Source organism: Pseudarthrobacter lactosi, from assembly GCF_055412785.1.
In genome coordinates, this window is sequence record NZ_JBVAYS010000001.1 from 2,070,579 (window position 1) to 2,090,081 (window position 19,503).

At 65.7% G+C, this 19,503-nt stretch carries 20 protein-coding genes; 4 read left to right on the forward strand and 16 right to left on the reverse strand.

Annotated elements, in window-relative coordinates; all coding sequences use genetic code 11:
* Nucleotides 1-22: 22 nt before the first annotated feature.
* The 7 genes from ACZY0Q_RS09590 to ACZY0Q_RS09620 all read right to left on the reverse strand — a co-directional run bounded on the left by ACZY0Q_RS09590 (nucleotide 23) and on the right by ACZY0Q_RS09620 (nucleotide 7,076).
* A complete protein-coding gene (locus tag ACZY0Q_RS09590) occupies nucleotides 23-913 on the reverse strand; it encodes a helix-turn-helix transcriptional regulator (RefSeq protein WP_463916114.1) in 891 nt (296 codons plus the stop codon).
* A gap of 58 nt (nucleotides 914-971) precedes the next feature.
* Nucleotides 972-1,961, reverse strand: a complete 990-nt coding sequence (locus tag ACZY0Q_RS09595) for a sugar kinase (protein WP_463916115.1) — start codon at nucleotides 1,959-1,961, stop codon at nucleotides 972-974.
* Nucleotides 1,958-2,662, reverse strand: coding sequence for a bifunctional 4-hydroxy-2-oxoglutarate aldolase/2-dehydro-3-deoxy-phosphogluconate aldolase (locus tag ACZY0Q_RS09600; RefSeq protein WP_463916116.1), 705 nt, complete (start codon nucleotides 2,660-2,662; stop codon nucleotides 1,958-1,960). Before ACZY0Q_RS09600 ends, ACZY0Q_RS09595 begins: the two co-directional genes overlap by 4 nt.
* 5 nt (nucleotides 2,663-2,667) lie before the next feature.
* On the reverse strand, nucleotides 2,668-3,816 hold the full coding sequence (dgoD, locus tag ACZY0Q_RS09605; protein WP_254752722.1) for a galactonate dehydratase: 1,149 nt from the start codon (nucleotides 3,814-3,816) through the stop codon (nucleotides 2,668-2,670).
* 7 nt (nucleotides 3,817-3,823) lie between these two features.
* Nucleotides 3,824-4,714: a carbohydrate ABC transporter permease gene (locus ACZY0Q_RS09610; RefSeq protein ID WP_463916117.1), complete on the reverse strand. Its 891-nt coding sequence runs from the start codon at nucleotides 4,712-4,714 to the stop codon at nucleotides 3,824-3,826.
* Entirely contained in the window at nucleotides 4,711-5,652 is a 942-nt protein-coding gene (locus tag ACZY0Q_RS09615) for a carbohydrate ABC transporter permease (protein WP_463916119.1), read from the reverse strand. Before ACZY0Q_RS09615 ends, ACZY0Q_RS09610 begins: the two co-directional genes overlap by 4 nt.
* 131 nt (nucleotides 5,653-5,783) lie before the next feature.
* Nucleotides 5,784-7,076, reverse strand: coding sequence for an ABC transporter substrate-binding protein (locus ACZY0Q_RS09620; protein ID WP_463916120.1), 1,293 nt, complete (start codon nucleotides 7,074-7,076; stop codon nucleotides 5,784-5,786).
* 135 nt (nucleotides 7,077-7,211) lie between these two features.
* Between ACZY0Q_RS09620 and ACZY0Q_RS09625 the strand changes: the two genes are divergently transcribed.
* A complete protein-coding gene (locus tag ACZY0Q_RS09625; RefSeq protein ID WP_463916121.1) occupies nucleotides 7,212-8,042 on the forward strand; it encodes a FadR/GntR family transcriptional regulator in 831 nt (276 codons plus the stop codon).
* Here ACZY0Q_RS09625 and ACZY0Q_RS09630 read toward each other — a convergent pair whose 3' ends face one another.
* The 7 genes from ACZY0Q_RS09630 to ACZY0Q_RS09660 form a co-directional block, all read right to left on the reverse strand.
* Complete coding sequence (locus ACZY0Q_RS09630) at nucleotides 8,043-9,878, reverse strand: S8 family serine peptidase (RefSeq protein ID WP_463916122.1); 1,836 nt, start codon at nucleotides 9,876-9,878, stop codon at nucleotides 8,043-8,045.
* A gap of 185 nt (nucleotides 9,879-10,063) precedes the next feature.
* On the reverse strand, nucleotides 10,064-10,936 hold the full coding sequence (locus ACZY0Q_RS09635; protein WP_463916123.1) for an NAD-dependent epimerase/dehydratase family protein: 873 nt from the start codon (nucleotides 10,934-10,936) through the stop codon (nucleotides 10,064-10,066).
* Complete coding sequence (locus ACZY0Q_RS09640) at nucleotides 10,933-11,523, reverse strand: adenylate kinase (protein ID WP_463916124.1); 591 nt, start codon at nucleotides 11,521-11,523, stop codon at nucleotides 10,933-10,935. Before ACZY0Q_RS09640 ends, ACZY0Q_RS09635 begins: the two co-directional genes overlap by 4 nt.
* A 145-nt stretch (nucleotides 11,524-11,668) precedes the next feature.
* Nucleotides 11,669-12,934: a hypothetical protein gene (locus tag ACZY0Q_RS09645; RefSeq protein ID WP_463916125.1), complete on the reverse strand. Its 1,266-nt coding sequence runs from the start codon at nucleotides 12,932-12,934 to the stop codon at nucleotides 11,669-11,671.
* Nucleotides 12,931-13,437: a hypothetical protein gene (locus tag ACZY0Q_RS09650; protein ID WP_463916126.1), complete on the reverse strand. Its 507-nt coding sequence runs from the start codon at nucleotides 13,435-13,437 to the stop codon at nucleotides 12,931-12,933. Before ACZY0Q_RS09650 ends, ACZY0Q_RS09645 begins: the two co-directional genes overlap by 4 nt.
* Nucleotide 13,438: 1 nt before the next feature.
* The gene (locus tag ACZY0Q_RS09655; protein WP_463916127.1) at nucleotides 13,439-14,212 is read right to left on the reverse strand and encodes a hypothetical protein; all 774 of its coding nucleotides are present in this window, start codon (nucleotides 14,210-14,212) and stop codon (nucleotides 13,439-13,441) included.
* Between the two features lie 156 nt (nucleotides 14,213-14,368).
* Nucleotides 14,369-14,827, reverse strand: a complete 459-nt coding sequence (locus tag ACZY0Q_RS09660; protein ID WP_463916128.1) for a hypothetical protein — start codon at nucleotides 14,825-14,827, stop codon at nucleotides 14,369-14,371.
* Between the two features lie 546 nt (nucleotides 14,828-15,373).
* Between ACZY0Q_RS09660 and ACZY0Q_RS09665 the strand changes: the two genes are divergently transcribed.
* Together ACZY0Q_RS09665 and ACZY0Q_RS09670 are read left to right on the forward strand one after the other, a co-directional pair.
* Nucleotides 15,374-16,117 carry a GAF and ANTAR domain-containing protein gene (locus ACZY0Q_RS09665; protein WP_463916129.1) on the forward strand — a complete coding sequence of 248 codons (744 nt, stop codon included), beginning with the start codon at nucleotides 15,374-15,376 and terminating at the stop codon, nucleotides 16,115-16,117.
* 136 nt (nucleotides 16,118-16,253) lie between these two features.
* Nucleotides 16,254-16,661, forward strand: a complete 408-nt coding sequence (locus ACZY0Q_RS09670; protein ID WP_463916130.1) for a response regulator transcription factor — start codon at nucleotides 16,254-16,256, stop codon at nucleotides 16,659-16,661.
* 60 nt (nucleotides 16,662-16,721) lie between these two features.
* On the opposite strand, the gene ACZY0Q_RS09675 is transcribed toward ACZY0Q_RS09670, so the two are convergent.
* Together ACZY0Q_RS09675 and ACZY0Q_RS09680 are read right to left on the reverse strand one after the other, a co-directional pair.
* Nucleotides 16,722-17,912, reverse strand: a complete 1,191-nt coding sequence (locus ACZY0Q_RS09675) for an MFS transporter (protein ID WP_463916131.1) — start codon at nucleotides 17,910-17,912, stop codon at nucleotides 16,722-16,724.
* The gene (locus ACZY0Q_RS09680; RefSeq protein WP_463916132.1) at nucleotides 17,909-18,751 is read right to left on the reverse strand and encodes a MurR/RpiR family transcriptional regulator; all 843 of its coding nucleotides are present in this window, start codon (nucleotides 18,749-18,751) and stop codon (nucleotides 17,909-17,911) included. The genes ACZY0Q_RS09675 and ACZY0Q_RS09680 overlap by 4 nt, the downstream gene beginning before the upstream one ends.
* 153 nt (nucleotides 18,752-18,904) lie before the next feature.
* Between ACZY0Q_RS09680 and ACZY0Q_RS09685 the strand changes: the two genes are divergently transcribed.
* A complete protein-coding gene (locus ACZY0Q_RS09685; RefSeq protein WP_463916133.1) occupies nucleotides 18,905-19,501 on the forward strand; it encodes a tripartite tricarboxylate transporter TctB family protein in 597 nt (198 codons plus the stop codon).
* Nucleotides 19,502-19,503 lie beyond the last annotated feature (2 nt).

Genomic DNA, 19,503 nt, shown 5'->3' on the forward strand with positions numbered 1-19,503 from the left:
GCAGTAAGGCCGCAGCCCGGCGTTACTGCGGGTGCTTTGCAGTTGGTCCCGGTTCGGCAAAGGCCTCTTCGTGGGTGGCAGCCCAGGAGGCCAACAGCTGCAAGGCATCAGCCGTCGGGGAGCCCGCCGGTGCGGTGTAGACGTTCAACACCAGACCCGGCTCACTGGGCAGCTCCATGGACTGGTAGTTCAGGTCGAGGTCACCCACCACCGGGTGATGCAACCGCTTGAGCCCGCTCCGGTGGAAGACCACGTCACGGGAAGCCCACCGGTCCCTGAACAGCTCGCTCTGCGTGGACAGCTCGCCAACGAGGCGGATCAGTTCGGGGTCGTGCGGGTTCCGGCCTGCTTCAAGCCGCAGCATCGCTGCGGCGTCGTTGGCGATCTGATCATAGTCACGCCAGAACTCCCGGGCCGCCGGGTCAAGGTACGTAAAGCGGGTGGTGTTCACGGGCCGGTGCGCGCTTTGGAACACGGGCGAGTAGAGGGCCCGACCCATCCGGTTGGCAGCGAGGATGTCATGGCGGCCGTTGCGGACCCACGCCGGCGCGTCAGCCATCGCATCAAGCACCTGCTGGACTTCAGGCCGGACCGTGCCGGATGGCTTGCTGCGGCTCCTGCGCCCCGGCCCCGCGGCGCGGGCGAGGTCAAAAAGATGCTCCCGCTCGGCTTCGTCCAGCTTCAGCGTGCGGGCCAGGGCATCCAGTACGCTTTCGGACGCCCCCGCGAGGTTGCCGCGCTCCAGGCGCACGTAGTAGTCCACGGAAACACCGGCCAGCATTGCCACTTCCTCACGCCGCAGGCCGGCGACGCGCCGATTCCCGCCGTACGCAGGCAACCCGGCCTCCTCGGGCGAAATCCGCGCCCGCCTGGAACTCAGAAACTCTTTTATATCCGCGCGCACATCTCCCATACCCCTACGGTAAGCGCCTGCGGTCCGGGGCGGCAGGCACTGTCAGTACCTGCCTGCTCTACCGCTGGGTGGTTCCGCTGGCGATGGTGCCCAGCATCGCCAGCTCGGCCCGGCTGGGCAGGCCCTCCCAGTCGCCGGCCGTGCTGACGGCGAAGGCTCCCATAACGGCACCGCGTTGCAGGCGGCCGGCAACGTCCTCGCCATCGAGCAGGGCAGAGAGGTAGCCAGCAGTGAAGGCGTCCCCCGCGCCCACGGTATCGATGCTGGTCACTGCAACGGCCGGAGCCTCGAACCGTCCGGAGGCGGTATGGACACCGGCGCCGGCGGCACCCCGCTTGACCACCACTTCCCCGACCCCCCGATCCAGCAACGAGGCGGCGAGCGCGGTTTCGGCGTCGTCGTTCGCCCGGGATCCGGAACTGTCACCGCCCAAGGCAGCGGAGGCAACAAGGTCCAGTTCGTCGTCGGACGCTATCAGGATGCTGGCGTGCCGCGCGATGGGGCCCAGCACGGCGCGGGCCTCGTCCCGGGTCCAGAGCCGACTGCGGTAATTGACGTCGAGGGAGACCACCACACCGTCCGCTGCGGCGCGGTCGGCGGCGTATTCAAACGCCTTCCGGGCTTCCGGGCTGAGGGCGGGGGTGATGCCGGTCAGGTGCAGCACGCGCGGGGCGGCCGTGAGGGCACTGTCCACGTCGTCCCGGCTGACGGTGGAACCGGCCGAGCCGGAACGGTAGTAGAAGGCCCTGGTGACGTCGGCGGTCCGCTGTTCGAGGAACATCACGCCCGTAGTGCGGGACGAATCCACCCGGCACTGCGTGCCAATGCCTTCGGAGCGGAGCTGCCGCAGGATGTATTCACCGTGCGGATCGGCGCCAACTGCACCAGCCCACATGACGCTGTGGCCCAGCCGGGCGACGCCCACGGCTACGTTCGATTCGGCGCCGGCCACGTGCATCGCCAGGCTGCCGCCGGCTGACAGCGGTCCGGCGGACCGCAGCGACACCATGGATTCGCCGAACGTCAGAAGGTCGACGGCGGTGCTCACCGCACGCCCGCTGCGGCGGTCTCAGCGGCGGTCGCTGCGGCCGTCCGGCGGGCAAAGGAGTCCGCCAGGTCCACAAAGGCTCGGGCCCGCCCGCGCATCGGGGCGAGGTCGCCGCCGGAGCCGGCATCACCGAACAATGGCCCGCCGAGTCCGACGGCGATGGCGCCGGCTTCCCAGTAGCCCGCGGCTTCGTCGAGCCCCACGCCGCCGACGGCGATGAACGGGATCCTGGGGAAGGGATCACGCAGCGCCTTGAGGTAACCCGGGCCACCGATGGAGGCCGGGAACAGTTTGATCGCCGTGGCCCCGCGGTTCATCGCTTCGTACGCCTCGCTGGGCGTCAGCGCGCCGGCCAGGACAGGGATTCCCTGCCGCGCCGATTCCTGGATGGATGCAGCCAGCGACGGCGTGACCATGAACTGGCCGCCGGCCTCAGCGACGTTGTCCACGTCCTGCACGGTCAGGACGGTTCCGCCGCCGACGTAGCAGCCGGCCGGTGCGGCAGCGCGGACCTCGCGGATGGCCTCCAGCGCGCCCGGCGTGGTCAGGGCGATCTCAACGAAACGGAACCCTTCCGCCATGGCGGCGAGGGCGGCCTGCGCTGCGGCCTTGCCGTCCGTGCCGCGTACGATTCCCACGAGCCGGGACTCCCGGACCCCGGCCAGCAGGCCTTCGGGCGTAATGTCCGTGCGGTCAGTCATTGTGTTCACCATTCTGCGAATGCTCCGTCCGCGTGGCGCCAGACCGGCCCGCGCCAGGCGTGGCCGCGCTTGTCCGCAGCGCGGACCACGGCCTCGTCGATTTCAATGCCGAGGCCGGGACCGGTCAGCCGTTCAATGTGGCCGTCCACGAATTTCAGCGGGGACTTGTCCACCACGTAGTCCAGGACTTCGGCGCCCTTGTTGTAGTGGATTCCGATGCTCTGTTCCTGGATCAGGAAGTTGGGCGTCGCGAAGCCCACCTGCAGGCACGCTGCCAGGGCCAGCGGGCCCAGCGGGCAGTGCGGGGCCAGCTGGACGTCGTAGATTTCGGCGAGCGAGGCGATCTTGCGGACCTCGGTGATGCCGCCGGCGTGCGACAGGTCAGGCTGGGCCACGGCGATGCCGGCCTGCAGGGCGGGCAGGAATTCCTGCCGGCTGTACAGCCGCTCACCGGTGGAAACCGGCGTCGTGGTTGAGGACGTGAATTCGCGCAGCAGGTGCGTGTTTTCCGGAACCACGGGTTCCTCGAGGAAGAACGGCCTATACGGTTCCAACAGCGGCGCCACTCGGCGGGCGTTGGCCAGGCTGAAGCGGCCGTGGAAGTCCACCGCGACATCGCGGTGGTCCCCCAGTACCTCGCGGGCCGCGGCAACACGGCGGACGACGCCGTCGATCTCGGCTACCGAGGCTACGGGGCTCATCCGGCCGCTTGCGTTCATTTTGACGGCGGTCAGGCCCACTTCGAGCTGGGCGCTGATCTGGTCTGCCACCTCGTTGGGTTCGTCCCCGCCCACCCAGCCGTACATCCGGATCCTGTCGCGGACGTGGCCGCCCAGGAGCTGGTGCACGGGGGTGTTGAAGTGCTTGCCCGCGATGTCCCAAAGTGCCTGGTCCAGCCCGGAGACGGCACTGGCCAGGATGGGTCCGCCGCGGTAGAAGGAGCCCTTGGTCATGACCTGCCAGTGGTCTTCGATCCGGAGGGCGTCGTTGCCGATCAGCAGCTCCGAGAGCTGCCCGACGGCGGTGCGGACCGTTTCGCTGCGACCCTCGCAGGTTGCCTCGCCCCAGCCGACAATCCCGCTCTCGGTCTCGATCCGGACAAACAGCCACCGCGGCGCGACGAGGAATGTTTCTATTCTGCTGATGAGTGTCATGCCGGACCTAGCCCTTGGTAGCTCCGGCGGTCATGCCGGAGACGATGTACTTCTGTGTGAAGAGCGCAATGATCATGATGGGGATGGTCACCACGGTGGCGGCCGCCATCAGTCCGCCCCAGTCGATGCTGGCGTAGGAGACGAAGTCGAAGATGGCGACTGGGAGCGTCTTGGTCTTGGACCCGGAGAGCACCAGGGCGAACATAAAGTTGTTCCACGAAAAGATGAAGGACAGGATGCCGGCGGTGGCCATGCCGGCCACGGACAGCGGAAGCGTGATGCGCTGGAACGCGCCGATGGGGGTGAGTCCGTCCACCTGCGCCGATTCCTCCAGTTCCATTGGGAGTGAATCGAAGTAGCTCATCATGATGTAGACGATCAGCGGCAGCGCTACGAACATGTGGCTGAGGATCAGCACCTCGAACCCGCCCACCATTTTCAGGTTGGAGAACACGTAGTACCAGGGCACCAGCAGCGAGACGCCCGGAATGACGCGGGCCATCAGGACCACCAGGGCTGAGCGGTGCATGGTGAACCGGCTCATGGCATAGGCGGCCGGGACGCCCAGCACCAGCGAGAGGGCCGTGGAGACAAAGGCCACCCAGAAGCTGTTGAAGATGAACACGAAGTAGTTGTTGCGCTGCAGCACATTCGCGTAGTTCTCGAATGTGGGACTGAAGATGAACGATTTGGCGGTGTCGTAGATGTCCACGTTGGTCTTCAGCGAAGCCAACAGCATCCAGAACAGCGGGGCCACCAGGAACAGCACCACGGCGATCAGGGCGGCTACGCGGAAGACCTTGTAGGCACGGGTGCCGAGGGGCTTCTTAGGGCGGCGGACCGGCCGGGGCTGCCCGGCGGGAGTTTGATTTTCGATGTTTTCGTTCACTACGGTCATTTGCTTACCGCTTTCTTGCGCATGGTCAGCAGCCACATGGAGCCGATGATGATCATGAAGAACAGGATCAGCACCGCGGAGGACAGCCCGTACTGGTTGTAGTCGAAGCTCAGCCCGTAGGCGTAGACGTTCAGGGTCTCCACTTCGTGGAAGGATCCGCCGCCCTTGCCCTTGGTGGCGTACAGGATGTCGAAGGTCTTCAGGGCGTCGATGCCCCGGAGCAGGATGGCCACGATCACGGTGGGCATCATGAGCGGCAGGGTAATGAAGAAGAAGCGCTGGAACGCGTTGGCGCCGTCCATGCGGGCCGCCTCGTCGGGCTCCTCGGACAGGGAGGTCAGGCCGGCGAGCAGGATCAGGACCACCATGGGGGTCCACTGCCAGACATCCATGAAGATGGTGGTGCCGAGTGCGGTGTCCTGGCCGGACAGCCAGGGCTGGGCGGGGATGCCCACGGCGCCGAGGAGCTGGTTCGCGAACCCGATGTTGGGATCGAAGATCAGCCGCCACATCATGCCGACGGCTACCGGGGTGGCTACGAGCGGCAGCAGGATAGCCACCCGGACCCACTTTTCGCCGCGGAACGGGCGCCAGAGCAGCAGGGCGATGCCCATGCCGAGCGCCACTTCGCAGACCAAGGCAACGCCGGTGAAGGTGAGTGTGCGGCCCACAGCGGGCCAGAAGCGTTCGACGTCGGACAGGACCGTCATGTAGTTTTCCAGGCCGATGAACTCGGTGGCTGCCCGGACGGAGCCCTGCGAGTCAGTGAGGCTCAGGTACAAAGTCCAAGCCAGCGGGAAGATGATCAGGACGCCGACGAAGGCCATCGCCGGGGCTGCGAAGAGCCATTTGCGGTGCCGGTTGGCCCAGTCAGAGAATTTGTCGCGGCCACTGGGGGCACGGCCTGCGTTCCGGGCTGCGCTGCGGGGAGAAGTCATTACAGACATGGTTCACCTAAGGAGTTGGGGGGTGAAGAGTGGCCCGGACGGGACGGCAGCGTCGCTGCCGTCCCGCCGGGGCTGTTGGGTGCGCCGAGCCTCATTGGCTGAGCCCCGGTGCACCGCGTGCGTTACTTCTTTTCGCTGTCCAGGAACTTCTGGAAGGCCTCATGGGCCGAGTCCGCTGCTGCGGAAGCGTCGGCGCCGGTGATGCTGGCAACGATCGGCTCGCCCACGATTTCGCGGGCCTTGCCTACGGTGACTACCTCGGGACGGTCGTGGCCCACACCGTTTTTGGCGCTGGTGGCAATGGCTTCGGCCAAGTCCTTCGGGTACGTGGCGGTTCCCGCGGAGTCAGCCCAGACGGAGGCGCGGGGTCCGGGGACGCCGGCCTTCTGTGCGGCCAGCGTGCGTTCCTTGCTCGTGGCCCACTGGATGAACTTCCAGGCGTTGTCCTGGTTGCCCGAAGCCTGGTTCACGGCCAGGCCCCATGACGGGATGTTGTACGGCTTGGAGCCGGCGGGACCGGCGGGCAGCGCGGCGAACCCGACAGTGTCGGCCACCTTGGACTTGGCAGGATCGGTGGCGTTCTTGTAGAGCGAGTCTGCCTCGGTGTAGAAGGCGGCCTTGCCCTGCGTGAAGATTGCCATCGCCTCGGGCCAGCTCATGTCCGTGCTGACGTTGGCGGGGCCGTAGTTCTTGATCAGGCCACCGTAGTAGGCGTAAGCCTTTTTGGCAGCAGCCGAGTTGACCGTGGACTTGCCGCTGGAATCGGTGAAGTCGCCACCGAAGCTGTACAGGAAGCTGGAGAACTGGGTGACAGCAGCGGACTTGCCGGTGCGGGCCACAAAGCCGGCGGTGTCCGGGTTGGCTGCCTTGATGGCCTTGGCGGCCGCTTCAAGCTCCTCCATGGTCTTGGGAACCTCAAGGCCTGCTGCCTTCAGCAGGTCCTTGCGGTAGTAGAGGACTTCGCGCTCGGTGATGATGGGGACGCCCACAACCTTGCCGTCCGCCGTAGTGGCCTTGACCGGGCCCTCCTGGTAGTCCTTCCAGTCCCAGCCCGAATCCGAGGAAACCTTGCTGGTCAGGTCCGCGAGGTAGCCGTTCTTCGCGAACGCCTTGCCCTCCTGGAGCGGGCGGTACATCATCACGTCGATCTCGTCGCTGCCGGCGTTGAGCTTGACGTTGTACTGGTCCGAAAGCTGGTCTTCGCCGAGCTGGGTCAGTTCCACCTTGAGCCCGGAGGACTTCTCGAATTCCGGAATGGCGGCCTTGATGCCCTCGGTCCAGACGTGGTTGGCGAGAGTCACCCGGACTACGCCCGATTCCTTGGCGTCGCTGCTACCGCTGCCGCCGCAGGCTGTCAGGCCCATTGAAAGTGCCGCGGCGACTGCCGCGTATTTCATTACTGAACGTCGCTTCATGACGACTCCCTTGCTTCCAGGCTGACGTCTCTGTCCAGCCATCTACAAATGCATCTTTACATCTGCTCTGGAAGCGATCATAGATAAATAAGGCAGACTTAAACAAGACCCTTTCGGCACCAGTATGATTTATCTATGAAAACCCCAAAGGCGGAGTCCCCTACAGACCGGCATACTGCGTTGGTCCAGAACCTGGGATTCGCCATCGCCGAGGGGACTCTGGCACCGAATTCGGTGGTGCGGCTGGACGAGCTGGAGGCGCAGCACAAGGTATCCCGCTCGGTGGTCCGCGAAGCCGCCCGGGTTCTGTCATCCAAGGGCATGCTGGCCTCCCGCAGGCGGTTCGGTACCATGGTGCAGCCCGAGGAATACTGGAACCTCTACGATCCCCAAGTGATCCGCTGGCGGCTGGCCTCGTCCCGGCGGCTGGAGCAGCTGCAGGCCCTCAACGAACTCCGCGGCGCGATCGAACCGCAGGCCGCCCGGCTCGCGGCCGAACGGGCGTCCTGGGATGCCGGCAGCGATCTGGTCTCCTTGGCAGCGCGGCTGTGGTCGGCCGGCCAGCGCGACGACAGCGACGAATTCCTCCGGCTGGACGTCGAGTTCCATGCCGCCGTCCTCAAGGCCTCAGGCAACGCCATGTTTGCCCAGTTCCAGACTCTCGTGACCGAGGTCCTCACCGGCCGGACGGAGCACGGCCTGATGCCCCACCTGCCGCATCATGAAGCCCTTCAGCTGCACGTTGACGTGGCCAGCGCCATCCAGCGTGGTGAAGCCGCCGCCGCGCATGCCGCCATGAGCAGGATCGTGGAACAGTTCGCCGAAGAAGTGGGCCATATCTGGTCCGAGCACCACCAGGGCGAGGCGCCGGACGCGTCCCCGCAGCACCCAACCCCTGAGCACACAACAGAGGCCGACGGCGCCCCCCAATTGCCGCCGTCGGCCTCCCCTTCCCCCCATCGGTAGCTAGAACGAACCCGTGGTGAACTGCCAGGTCCTGGTGGCCAGCTGATTGCCCGCGAGGTCGCGTATGGACGTCACGCCGCCGGTGACGGTCACTGTGTATTTCGTCTTGGCCGCAAGGGTGTTCTGCGGGTCCAGGATCCACTGGTTGGTGGCGCCGTTGCGGAACACGGCAGCTGGGACCATGGCGCCGGTGGCGGCGTTCTTCACCGTGAACGTGGCGGTGCTGACGCCCTGGACCGGCTCGCTGAAGGTCACCGAAAGGTTGTTGTACCTCCTGACCAGGATGGAGTTGCTGCCAGGCGTGAACGCCGTCACCGTGGGCACCGGGCCGGTGGTGAACGTCCAGCTCGTGCTGGCAAGCGGTGTGCCTGCCGTGTCGCGGATGGCGGTGGCGCCGCCCACCAGCGTCGCCGTGAAGGTGACATCTGCTGCCAGGTCGGCGGACGGATCAAGGGTGGCCGTTTTGGTTGTCGCGTTGTAGCTGACCGTTGCGGGGATGGCGGTGCCGGCGGCGTTCCGGAGCACAAATGTTCCGGCGCCAACCCCTTGGACGGCCTTGCTGAAGGTGGCGGTCACGTTGCTGGCAACGGGCGCCGCCGTCGACTGTGCTGCGGGTGACTTGGCCGCAACAGTCGGGGCGGGTGCCGGTGCGGGTGCAGACGCGGGCGCAGCGGCGTACAGCAGGCGGTTCGGCGTACCGGTCCCGGTGCCCGTGATCACTCCGGCAGTGGCGTTTGAGGTCAACGCCGAAGCGACCTGGGCCGGCGTGAGCGCAGGGTTCTGGGACAGCAGCAATGCCGCTGCGCCTGCCGTGTGGGGCGAAGCCATGGACGTGCCGGACATGGAGGCGGTTGCGGTGTTGGAGGTGTACGACGCCGAGACAATGCCGACGCCGGGTGCATACAGATCCACGCAGGAACCGATGTTGGAGAACGAAGCCTGGCGGTCGGCGGAATCGCTGGCTGCCACCGTGACCGCTGCCGGGAGCCGCGCCGGCGAGCTCCCACAGGCGTCCGCTGCGGAGTTGCCGGCGGCAACCACTGCCGTGACGCCGTCGTTGATGACACCCTGGAGCGCGGAATCCACGGCCGCGCTGGCCGCCCCGCCCAGGCTCATATTCACCACGGCGGGCGTTCCGGCGGCGTGGTTGGCGGCGATCCAGTCCAGGCCGGCCACCACGTCGGAGTTGAAGCCGGAGCCGGTGCAGTCCAAGACCCGGACGGGGACGATCGTTGCGGCCTTCGCCACGCCGTAAGTGGTTCCGGCCACCGTCCCGGCCACGTGCGTGCCGTGGCCGTTGCAGTCGCTGGAGCCCCGGCCGTCGGCCACGGCCGTCCAGCCTGCCGCCACCCGGCCGGCAAACTCGGAATGGGAGGCAAGCACGCCGGTGTCCACCACATAAGCGCTGACTCCGGTGCCGGCGGCGGTCCAGGAGTAGGAACCGGAGAGTGGCAGGGCCCGCTGGTCCACGCGGTCCAACCCCCATGGCGCGGGCTGCTGCGTCGCGGAGACTGTAATGGGCGCATCCACCTCAACCGAGTCGACACGAGGCGAGCGGGACAATGCCGCGGCTTGCGCCGGCGTCGCGGTGACCACGGCGCCGCGCAGGGCGTGCGTAAAGGAACGGCCGACGCCGATGCCCTGCGCTTTCAGGCGTGCCGCCTCTGCCGGGATGTCCGTCCCCGCGGCGTAGCCGACAAGGTAGCGGACGCTTGCGTCGGCGCCGCCCGGGTCAAGGCCCGGCTCAACGGCCCCGGCGGGCAGGCCCGAGGCGGTCAGTGCCACCGCAGAAATCAGCATGGCGGCAGCGGGCAGCACAAAACGGATGGTGCGCATGGTGGGGTCCTAGCGTGGCGGTCTGGATTGATGCTGGCGGCAACAATCCCCGCCTATCACCAGAGTAGGAGCCCGCTACGCACGCCAGCGGGATCTGGGCCGATCCTGTGCCAACCCTTCGGTGCCTGCGGAATTCTTGAGGGACCACCCTCCTCCGCCGACCCTTCCGATCAGTTTTCGGTGCGTCAGTCCTCCGTGGGCGTGGTCCTGTTGGAGTGGTAGGTCCGCCACGTATGTTCAGGTTCGAATCCCAGCAGGCGCCGGGCCTTGTCGATCGACAGCATGGTTTCGTGTTCGCCCAGTTCCTTGGTCACGGTGACGTTGGGGAACACCTCCGCGGCAAGGCTGGCGCTCGAACGCGTCATCACTGTGTCCGCGTTCGCGACGATGAAAGCCTCGAATCCGGGCTGGCCGTTTTCGAGCGCCCGCGCCACAGCCTGCGCGCCGTCGCGCCCGTCGATGTAGCCCCAGAGGTTCCACTTCCGCGCCCTTGCGTCGGCATCAAACGACGGGAACCGTTCGTAGTCCTCAGGGTCCATGACGTTGGAGAACCGCAGGCCCGCGATGCTCAGCTCCGGATCCCACCGCGTCAGCTCGATGGCCATCTGCTCTTCGAGGTGCTTCACCAGGGAGTAAGTGCTCTCCGGCCGGGCGGGGTATTCCTCATCCACCGGGATGTAGGGCGGGTCGACGTCGAACGGCAGCCCCAGGACCGTCTCGCTGGAGGCGTAAACCACCTTCTTGATCCCGGCCCGCCGAGCAGCCTGGAAGACGTTGTAGGTGGAGAGCATGTTGTTCTCGAACGTGGCGGCATCCGGAATGATGCCCGGTGCCGGAATGGCACCCAGATGGACGATCGCGTCGAAGCCGTCATGCCGGTCATCGAGTCCCAGGAACACGTCGAGGACCTGGCCGTAGTTGCGCAGGTCCACAATGGCCAGCCCGGGGTGCCGCTCCCCCGCCCGGTCCAGGTTCAGCACCTGGTGGCCGTCGTCGGTCAGCCTGCGGACCACGTGCCGTCCCAGTTTTCCGCTTCCGCCTGTCACTGCAACTCTCATGGGGACACCCGCGCGGCCAGAAACTTTTCGACGGCGGCAATGGCCGCTTCGGTGATTTCGCCAGGGCTCCCGCTGCCGTCCACCGAAACCACCATGCCCCGGCCAGCGTAGACTGCCACGACCTCGTGGGTTTCGCGGTGGTAGAGGTCCAGCCGGTGCCGGAAGACTTCGAGGGTGTCGTCCTTCCGGCCCTGTTCCTTGGCCCGCTGCAGCATCCGTTGCTCCAGTTCGGAATCCGGTGCGCGGAGTTCCACCACGGCATCGAGGCGGTGTCCCTGCGAAGCCAGCATGTTGTCCAGTTCCATGACCTGGGGAGCAGTCCGGGGGTACCCGTCCAGCAGGAAACCGGGCTGCAGATCGGCGTCGAGGAGCCGGTCCTTGACCAGGGCGTTGGTGAGCTGGTCCGGCACAAAAGCACCGTCGTCGAGATACTTGGCTGCTTCCAGCCCCAGCGGCGTCTCCTGGCTGACATTGGTCCGGAAGATTTCGCCCGTGGATACAGTCGGAATGCTGAAGTGCTTGGCGATATGCACCGCTTGGGTGCCTTTCCCTGAGCCCGGCGGCCCGATGATGAGCAGTCTGGTCATGTTCCTGTCCCTCCGCGGCGTCCTTGCCGGCTGGTCTCGGGTCCACCGTCGGCAGCGCCAACGTGAGCTTCATTCTGCCCACAATTGGCAACACAATGCCAGCCTCCGGGAGGGGATCCGGAGGCTGGCGTTGGATTACGGGTGTCTAGAACCTGGACGTTGCGTCCGGGGCCGCGCTGATTGCTGGGTTGCCCGAGGTGTCCGTAACACCGGTGGGCGGCGCCACAGTGGGCGAGGACGCTGCCACACCTGTATTGGCAGTGCCTGTTCGGCTGCCCAGAGTGATTGTCAGTGTTTGAGTTGCATCGTTCCATGCGACCTTCGACGGGGTTCCGCTGCCTGAATTTCCCTTGAAGGTTAGTGATCCGGAAGTCACGTAGCTGCCGCGGAGGGTCACTGGACCGATGTTAGGAGCGCAGGCCGCGCCGGCTGAGGTGGTGACCGTGAGAATGTTCGTGTTACTAATAGTCACTGTCACGACGTTATTGCCGGCAATATCCAGAGGCTGCAGGCCATTGGTCCAGGTGCTGCAGATGGATTTGCTGTCGATGTCAGCGGAGTACTTGATGCTGACTGTATCCCCCGTCTCAGCGGTCCCGTTCAGGCTGCCGAGGGTGACCTTGGCCGATGGCGCTACCGTATCCTTGGCTGATGAAGCCGTCTTAGGGGCACTGACGTTGCCAGCCGCGTCTGTTGCAATTGCCGAATAGGTGATGGTTCCTTGGCCAAAGCTGGATAGGTCGAAGTTCATCGTCTGAACAGAGCCATCCGCCGTAAGGGTCTGGGTGAGTGTCTGCTGCGGTGTCCCAACCGGCGGCGTATCGGTAACCGTAACTTTCACTGAGGACCCTGTCTCAGCTGTGACGTTGGCGGCGACTTTGAGTACGTTCAACGTGTTCACGAACGTCGGCACGGTGAGGGTGGGCGCCACCGGCGGCGTCGTATCCAGGCCCGCGACTCCCCCGCTCCGGGCACTTTCCGGCCCAACCCACGACGCCAGAACCGGCGTGACGGTGTAGTACCAAGTACCCTCCGGCAGTGCAGCCTCGCTGCAGGCGCGCGTTGCGATGGTTCCCGAACAGGCTCCGCCGGCAGCAACCTTGGTACCTCCGGTCGCCAACGAGTAGCGTGCAACGGTGTAGCCGGAAACCGCCCGGCCCGCCGCCGTCGTGCTTTGCGCCCAACTGACAGCAGCGGTCCCTGCCGAAACGGACGCAGTCGGGGCAGCCACCCCAAGAATGGAATCGGCCCTGGCGCCACCGGAGTTGCTGCTGAGGGTCTGCCAGTAGGCGCTTGCCGCCGGGGCGCCCCAGGAAATGACGAGTGCCGCAGCCACAACGCCGGCGATGCGGGCCTTCCGGCGCGCCCGCGGCTGCTGCACGGGTGGCATGGCCTGGATGAGGCGGTTCATTTCCGTGCCTCCAAAGTGAGGGGCAAACTGAACGCTGCGCCCTGGCAGCCTGACGATGACACCGTGGACATGGCGGCGGCGCCCAACAAAGTGATATCCACGGATGAGTTCGCCGGAATGTTGACTGTTGGGGCCAGCGGAACCGCAGGCGCAACGAAGGTCACGCCGGTTGTGGTGCAGCCAGGGTGGCCGGCGTCTGCCGTCGCGGCGCCGTTGCCGCGGATGGCGTAAACCTGCACGGCGTGGCCGTTGGGGTTGAATGCCCGGACGGCAACGTCGGCGGTGCCGCCCGGGACAAGGGTGTTCTGCGGGCTGTCGCCCGCCACAAGGGCCTCTACGGTGACGGTAGCCATGGTGCCGTTAGTGGCGGCGCCGGACCCGGCACCCACCGTGGCCCAGTAGGCGTACGCGCCGCCCACTCCCGTGGCGAGGCAGAGGGTCATGGTTGCTGCCGCAGTCTTGGCAGCCAACCGTCGGGAAGTCTTCTTGTGCTTCGGTGTCATGTCAGCTTCCCTGCCCTGAGCCGGAGTAGGCGAACTGGAGCGTGGCGCCCTTGCAGCCGTCCTGGTTCAGCGTGGTATCCAGCATGGAGATTCGGGGCCACTTCTGCCAATCGACGCCGAGCAACTCAAGTGTCTGTGTGCCGGGTGGAACGCTGAGCGGATACGGGCCCGAGTAGTTGGTTACCACGTAGTCCGCGGCGGTGCAGGTAAGCCCCGCAGCCACTGCAGCGGGCGTCCGGTTGATGGCTGTAATAGCGACCGAAAGGCCGCTCAGGGCCAGAGTCTTGTTGTTGGGATTGGAAATCGAAAGGTTCAGCGGGAGCGTTGCTCCGGGCGTGAGCTGGGTGCCGAGATTCCCCGAAATGCTGAAGGTCTTGTTGGACGACTGGACGAAGAGCTGGACCACGACGGCGTCAGCCTGGGTTGGGCCGGCCATCGTAGCAATGGTCAGGTCCGCTTTGCCGTCGGGGGTGGTGCCCGACGTCGTCACCGTGAGCGTGACGGTGGCAGTCTTGCCCGAAGCGAGCGTGACCGACGCCGGTGCGAAGCCCGCCGTCGTGCCCGCCGGACGGCCTGACACGGTGGGTGTGACGCTGCCGCTGAACCCGGTGGTGGAGGTCAGTGTCACCGAATAGCTGACCGAGTCGCCCCCGTCAACGGTCCGGCTGGATGGATTCACCTGAATGGTGACGCCCTTCGCATTGTTGCCTTGGCTCCCGCCCTGGCTGGCCGCGACGACGGTGCCCGCCGAAATGAGCAGCAACAGAAGCGTCACGAGCACCCTTGCTCTCGTGGGTATTCGTCGCATGGCCGTGCGGAAGTTCCCAGATTCGTTCTGCACGTTCAGCCCTTCTGACCTGATCTGAAATGAGCGGGAGGAGGTGGAATTCGCCAGCGGGAAGGTTCTGATCCTCCCCGCCGGCGAAGCTTGTTAGACGCTGCCCACTGTGATGGTCACGACGGCGCTCTTGCAGGCGTTCTGATCGACGGTTGCGTTGTCATTGAACGTCAGGGTTCCGCTGCCAACGGTGGTGCCGGTGGAGGCCTTCGCGACGGTGACGTCGTCGGTGACGGCAGTGACGTCGAACCAGGCAGGAAGGCAGCCCACGACGTTGGTGGTCACTGTGGCGGTCAGTGCCCCCACCTTGGTGCTCGTGTTCACGTCAGCGTTATCAGCTGTGTAAGTCACCGCACGGGAGGCTCCGGGAGTGAGTCCGCCGGTGAAGTTGGCATGCAGGGTGACGGTGCCGCCGCCTGCCGAGTTGGTTGCGTTACCGGAACCGGTACCGGTAGTGGTCCAGTAGGCGTAGGCAGCGCCGCCGCCGCCTACCACCAGTGCCAATGCACCGGCTGCTGCGAGGACCCGATTCTTCTTCGTCATTTTGCGCATGAGTGAGACTCCTTTTGGGCTGAGGGTAAAGACACTTGGTGAGACGCGCAGCCATCGGGAACCACTAAGGGACTTTGCTTCCGGCTGATCGATGACGCCCATACTTCCCGGCCCCGTTGGTCCCAACAACGCGTAGCAGTACTGGACTTTTACGGGCCTCCTCTGAAGCGACCTCTTGGATGTGGGGCAGGGTACTCAGTTTTTGCCGACCGGCGGGGACACGTCCCGATGTGCCGGGACTCATCGCGCAATCGATCAGGAACCTACCGCATTCCTTGTAGTTTCAAGCCAACAGACCCCGCTGGCGGATCGTCGGGCGATGCCATCAGCAGGGTCCCCAAGTAGCACCTGAGTAGTCCGCCGCTGGCCGTCTTGTGGCGCTTCCCAAGGCTCTGGCCTGTATATACTTCTGGTTATCGGTTTAGCAGCAGGCCGTTGGACAGTTCGTCGATCCAGCGACCGTCGCCACCCTTTTTGCTTCCACGGCAGGGGTTGTGCGGGGAGTTGCCGGCTCGTTTTGACCTGAGCGAATGGCACCTAGAACCCGTGGCCAGCGAGTCAACAGCAAAATCAGCTACATCAATCACCGAGCACCTGCACGAAGAACTACTCAATAGCTCCGACGTAGAGGAGTTCTTGGATGAGCTCGCCCGCGTTTCGGCGCGCAATCTTTCCGAACCCGGCGACGAAGTGCTGTGCGGCATCACGCTTCTGCGCCAGCGCAAGGCCGCCACGGTAGCCAGCAGCGGCGCCGCTGCCCGCGCTGTCAGCCAGATTGAATACCAGTCCGAGCAAAGCCCAGGCATGGCTGCCTCGCTGAAGCAGGTGACGGTCCACGTTCCTGATGTGAAGGACGAAGAGCGCTGGCCGGAATACTGCGAGGCCGTCCTGGATCAAGGCATCCGTTCGGTCTTGGCAATCCCGTTCCGGCTGGAGGGGGAAACCAAAGCCACGCTCCTCCTGTACTCCCACCGGACCTCCCGCTTCGAATGCCGAGTCCTGAAGGCGGCGGAGGACTTCGTCCGCCAGACGTCGCTGGCCCTGCGGCTTGCGGTGCGCTTCGCGCATTACAGCGAGACGGCGGCGCACCTGCGTGCCACCCTCGAATCCCGCACGGTGATCGACATGGCGGTGGGCATCATCATGGCCCAGAACCGGTGCAGCCAGCAGGAGGCATTTGACCTGCTTAAAGCGGCGTCCAGCACCCGCAATTCCAAGCTGCATATCGTCGCGGCGGCCGTGGTGAATGCGCTGGGCCAGGGGCCGGCCCAGACGCACTACGACGGCTGAGCCCCGCCCCGCAGCCGGCGGCGGGCGAGGTGACCGCTGAGACGACCGGCGGGCAGTTTGCGTAATACGTCACGTTGACGGTTTACCCACCCCACCAGCCCGTACACTGGTGGCAAAAGCTGGCTGAGGGGCTTTCATGGAAACAAAACGCATCTGCCTTGTCATCGAGGACAACGATGACATCCGCGGTCTGATCACGGTGGTCCTGACGCGCGCAGGTTTCTCCGTACGTTCGGTCGCCAACGGCGCCGCAGGAATTGCCGCGGCCGCTGAACCATCGGTTGCGCTGATCACTCTGGACCTTGGCCTGCCGGACATGGACGGGCACGTCGTAGCCAGGGCCATCCGTGCGTTAAGCACCGCTCCCATGCTGTTCCTCACGGCCCGGTCCGAGGAAGACGACATCCTGGCCGGAATGGCCTCCGGCGCTGCCGCCTACCTGACCAAGCCGTTCCGCCCCAAGGAACTGCAGGAGCTCGCACTGCAGCTCTGCCCGGCGGACGCCACCGCCCGCCAGAAGCCGACGCCACAACACCAGCAGTAAGCGGCACGTTCGCGCCTGTCCGCCTGCTTTCCCACCCGCTTGGCCATCAACAGACGTGACCTATTCAGCCTCTGGCGGCCGGCCGGCGTCGGACCCTGCCACCACCGCAATGGCTCCCAGGAGCAGTGCGGCGTTGGCCCAGAAGATCCCCAGCACACCAAGGGGTGCGGCGAAAGAGCCGACGGCGATGGGCAGCGTAATCTGCGCCAGCCGGTTGACCGTCATGCGCAGGCCCAGAACCGCGCCGTGGCTCGAGGACGCAGTCAGGGACACCACCCAGGCCATGGTGAGTGGCTGCGGAATGCCGAGCCCAAGTCCCAGCCCGACCATCACCGCAATGGCACCATACGGTCCCACGAGCGGAAAAGCGGCCAGGGACAGTACGGCGGCGCCTATGGACACAATCAGCATCGCCTTGCGGCCGAACCGCCCGATCAGCCGGGTCAGGCCCACCCTGCTCGCGACTGACACAGCGGCCCGGAGGGCCAGCAGCAATCCGACGACGGCGGCGCTCACGTTCTGTTCGGTGGCCCAGACCGGCACGAACGCGTACATCAGGTCCACGGTCACCAGGACGGCACCGCTGACCACCAGCGAGCGCCACAGCCCGGGTGCTTTCAGGACGCCGGCCACGCTGACGGGCTCAACCGCGCTCTTGTGCCTGCCCTTGCGGAGACGCGCGTCCGTGCGGCGGAGGAAGAAGTACGCCGGCGTGGCCAACGCACTGAAGCCCAGGCACACCAGCAGTCCCAGGCTGGTGTCCGGCTGCGCCCCGGCCGGAACACCCAGCGATGCGACAAGGGTGACCGCGGGCGGACCGATGAGCTGGCCGATGGACGCGGCGGCGGTCAATGTGCCGAATGCGCTGTCAGTGGAACCTTCACTGCTGACGTGGGCCACAAATGCCTGCTGGCCCACCATCACCATGAGATGACCCAGGCCGATGAGCGCACTGGCAGCCAGCAGGACGGGAAGTCCGCGGACCGCCAGCATGGTGAGGGTTCCGGCGGCCGCGGTCAGCAGCCCGATGAAGGCCATCGCGGTGCCGCCGAACCTGTCAGCCAGCCTGCCCGCGGGCAGGGCTGTCAGTAGTGCTGGCAGCGCGAAGCTCGATGCCAGGACGCCCAGGAATACCGGGTCCGCGCCTTCGGCGAGCGCCCGGTACCCGATGATGAGCCGGATTCCCACCCAGGAGGCCTGCGCCAGGACTGCCTGCGCGCTGAGGGCTGTCCGCCAGTTGGCGGCGTTCACGCCCGAAGCGGGATTTCGTCCGCCCCGCCCAACAGGCGGGTCAGATCCTCTATTCCGTCCCTTGCCGCCCTGTACCGGGTGGGGTCCAAGTGGAACACTGCAAGCTGCAGTGCGTAGGCCAGGAGAACGGGAATCAGCTGGGTCCGGTACTCTCCGTCGTCGCCGCGCCTGGCCGTGATGAGATGGTCCGGGCTGGGGCGGAAGTGGTAGCCGGGCACGTCCGAGATCAGGATGCTCTTGCCGCCCCGCCGGGCAGCCTCGGACACCAGCGCAGCGAGCTGGACTGGAGCCTCCCGTAGCGCGAATCCAATAAGCGTGCTGTTTTCGTTGAAGCTGACAAACCGTTCGGCGAGGTCCTTGGGTGCGGTCCCCAGCGTGACTGTGGTCAGACCCAGCCTGCGCAGGCGCCGCGCCATCAGGTCTCGGGTGGGCTTCTCATCATCCCTGGAAAACAGGTAGATGGTCCGGGATTCGTGCAGCGTCCTGGCCGCAGCGTCAAGGTCTTCCTGGGAGACGAAGTGGGGCAGCCGCTTCAACGCCACGATTTCGTCGGCGACGAAAGCGGACAAGTCATAGCCGGTGTCTCCACGCATGATTCCGCCATGATCCTCCTGGATCTGCGTCTCGTCCTTGCGCAGGTCATTGCGCAGGTCCGGGTAGCCGCGGTAGCCCAGCTTCTTTGCCAGCCGAACCACGGTGGATTCGTGCGTTTTGGCCCGCTCCGCCACCTCCGCGGCGGGAATCCCCGACATGTCGTCCCCCATCAGGACGTTCATGACGCGCTCCTCGGAGGCGCTGAGCTGGACCGTGCTGCTGGCCACTACTGCTTTGAAACTCACTCTGGCTCTCCTTTGAGATCCGTGCTCGAAATACTGTGATGCTTGACACTCTCTCACGGACATGCAATCCTGTGCAAGGTTGCAAGATTGGTTTATGGCCAATCCTGCTTTCCCTATTTTCTCCACATTGCCGCAGAGAGGCGGACAACGAAGATGCAAACCCTCAACGCACCTGTTGCGCTTGAATGGACGGTGGCCTCAGCAGCCGTCGCCGGAGGGCTGGCCATGGCAGTGGTCGGCGCCGGCTACGGGCTGACAAACACCTCCGGCGTGGGTGCCGGATTCTTTCCCACGGTGGCCGGCACCCTGATGGCCCTGGCCGGGGTCCTGTGGATCATCCAGCTGGTGGCCGCCCGCCGGACCGCCGTTCCGGTCCACGTTACCGGCGATACGGTGGAGTCCCTGCCGCCGCACCACGAATCGGAATCCGCGCTGGTTTCCCTGCTCGATGATGACAACAGCGACGAGCCGGACTCCCCGGATTTCCCGGACCGCCAAGGTTGGGCACGCGTGGGCATCATCTCCGGCGCCATCCTCCTGGCAGCACTGCTGCTCCCCCTGCTGGGCTACACCATCGTGATGACACTGATGCTGGGAACCATCCTGTTCTTCGTCAGCAAGCGGAAGCTCTGGATGGCGGCACTGGTGGCGGTCGGTTCCGCACTGGCTTCCCGCCTGGTCTTCGAGGTCTGGCTGGGAACGGCCCTGCCGACGGCCAACATCGACTTCCTCGCAGGACTGGGGCTGTAGCC

What these genes read in the sequence shown, in the direction of transcription:
- ACZY0Q_RS09650 (WP_463916126.1), bottom strand. Translation starts at nt 13,437, where the DNA reads ATGACACCGAAGCACAAGAAGACTTCCCGACGGTTGGCTGCCAAGACT.
- dgoD (WP_254752722.1), bottom strand. Translation starts at nt 3,816, where the DNA reads ATGACACTCATCAGCAGAATAGAAACATTCCTCGTCGCGCCGCGGTGG.
- ACZY0Q_RS09635 (WP_463916123.1), bottom strand. Translation starts at nt 10,936, where the DNA reads ATGAGAGTTGCAGTGACAGGCGGAAGCGGAAAACTGGGACGGCACGTG.
- ACZY0Q_RS09590 (WP_463916114.1), bottom strand. Translation starts at nt 913, where the DNA reads ATGGGAGATGTGCGCGCGGATATAAAAGAGTTTCTGAGTTCCAGGCGG.
- ACZY0Q_RS09615 (WP_463916119.1), bottom strand. Translation starts at nt 5,652, where the DNA reads ATGACTTCTCCCCGCAGCGCAGCCCGGAACGCAGGCCGTGCCCCCAGT.
- ACZY0Q_RS09660 (WP_463916128.1), bottom strand. Translation starts at nt 14,827, where the DNA reads ATGCGCAAAATGACGAAGAAGAATCGGGTCCTCGCAGCAGCCGGTGCA.
- ACZY0Q_RS09630 (WP_463916122.1), bottom strand. Translation starts at nt 9,878, where the DNA reads ATGCGCACCATCCGTTTTGTGCTGCCCGCTGCCGCCATGCTGATTTCT.
- ACZY0Q_RS09645 (WP_463916125.1), bottom strand. Translation starts at nt 12,934, where the DNA reads ATGAACCGCCTCATCCAGGCCATGCCACCCGTGCAGCAGCCGCGGGCG.
- ACZY0Q_RS09610 (WP_463916117.1), bottom strand. Translation starts at nt 4,714, where the DNA reads ATGACCGTAGTGAACGAAAACATCGAAAATCAAACTCCCGCCGGGCAG.
- ACZY0Q_RS09640 (WP_463916124.1), bottom strand. Translation starts at nt 11,523, where the DNA reads ATGACCAGACTGCTCATCATCGGGCCGCCGGGCTCAGGGAAAGGCACC.
- ACZY0Q_RS09600 (WP_463916116.1), bottom strand. Translation starts at nt 2,662, where the DNA reads ATGACTGACCGCACGGACATTACGCCCGAAGGCCTGCTGGCCGGGGTC.
- ACZY0Q_RS09620 (WP_463916120.1), bottom strand. Translation starts at nt 7,076, where the DNA reads ATGAAGCGACGTTCAGTAATGAAATACGCGGCAGTCGCCGCGGCACTT.
- ACZY0Q_RS09670 (WP_463916130.1), top strand. Translation starts at nt 16,254, where the DNA reads ATGGAAACAAAACGCATCTGCCTTGTCATCGAGGACAACGATGACATC.
- ACZY0Q_RS09625 (WP_463916121.1), top strand. Translation starts at nt 7,212, where the DNA reads ATGAAAACCCCAAAGGCGGAGTCCCCTACAGACCGGCATACTGCGTTG.
- ACZY0Q_RS09685 (WP_463916133.1), top strand. Translation starts at nt 18,905, where the DNA reads ATGCAAACCCTCAACGCACCTGTTGCGCTTGAATGGACGGTGGCCTCA.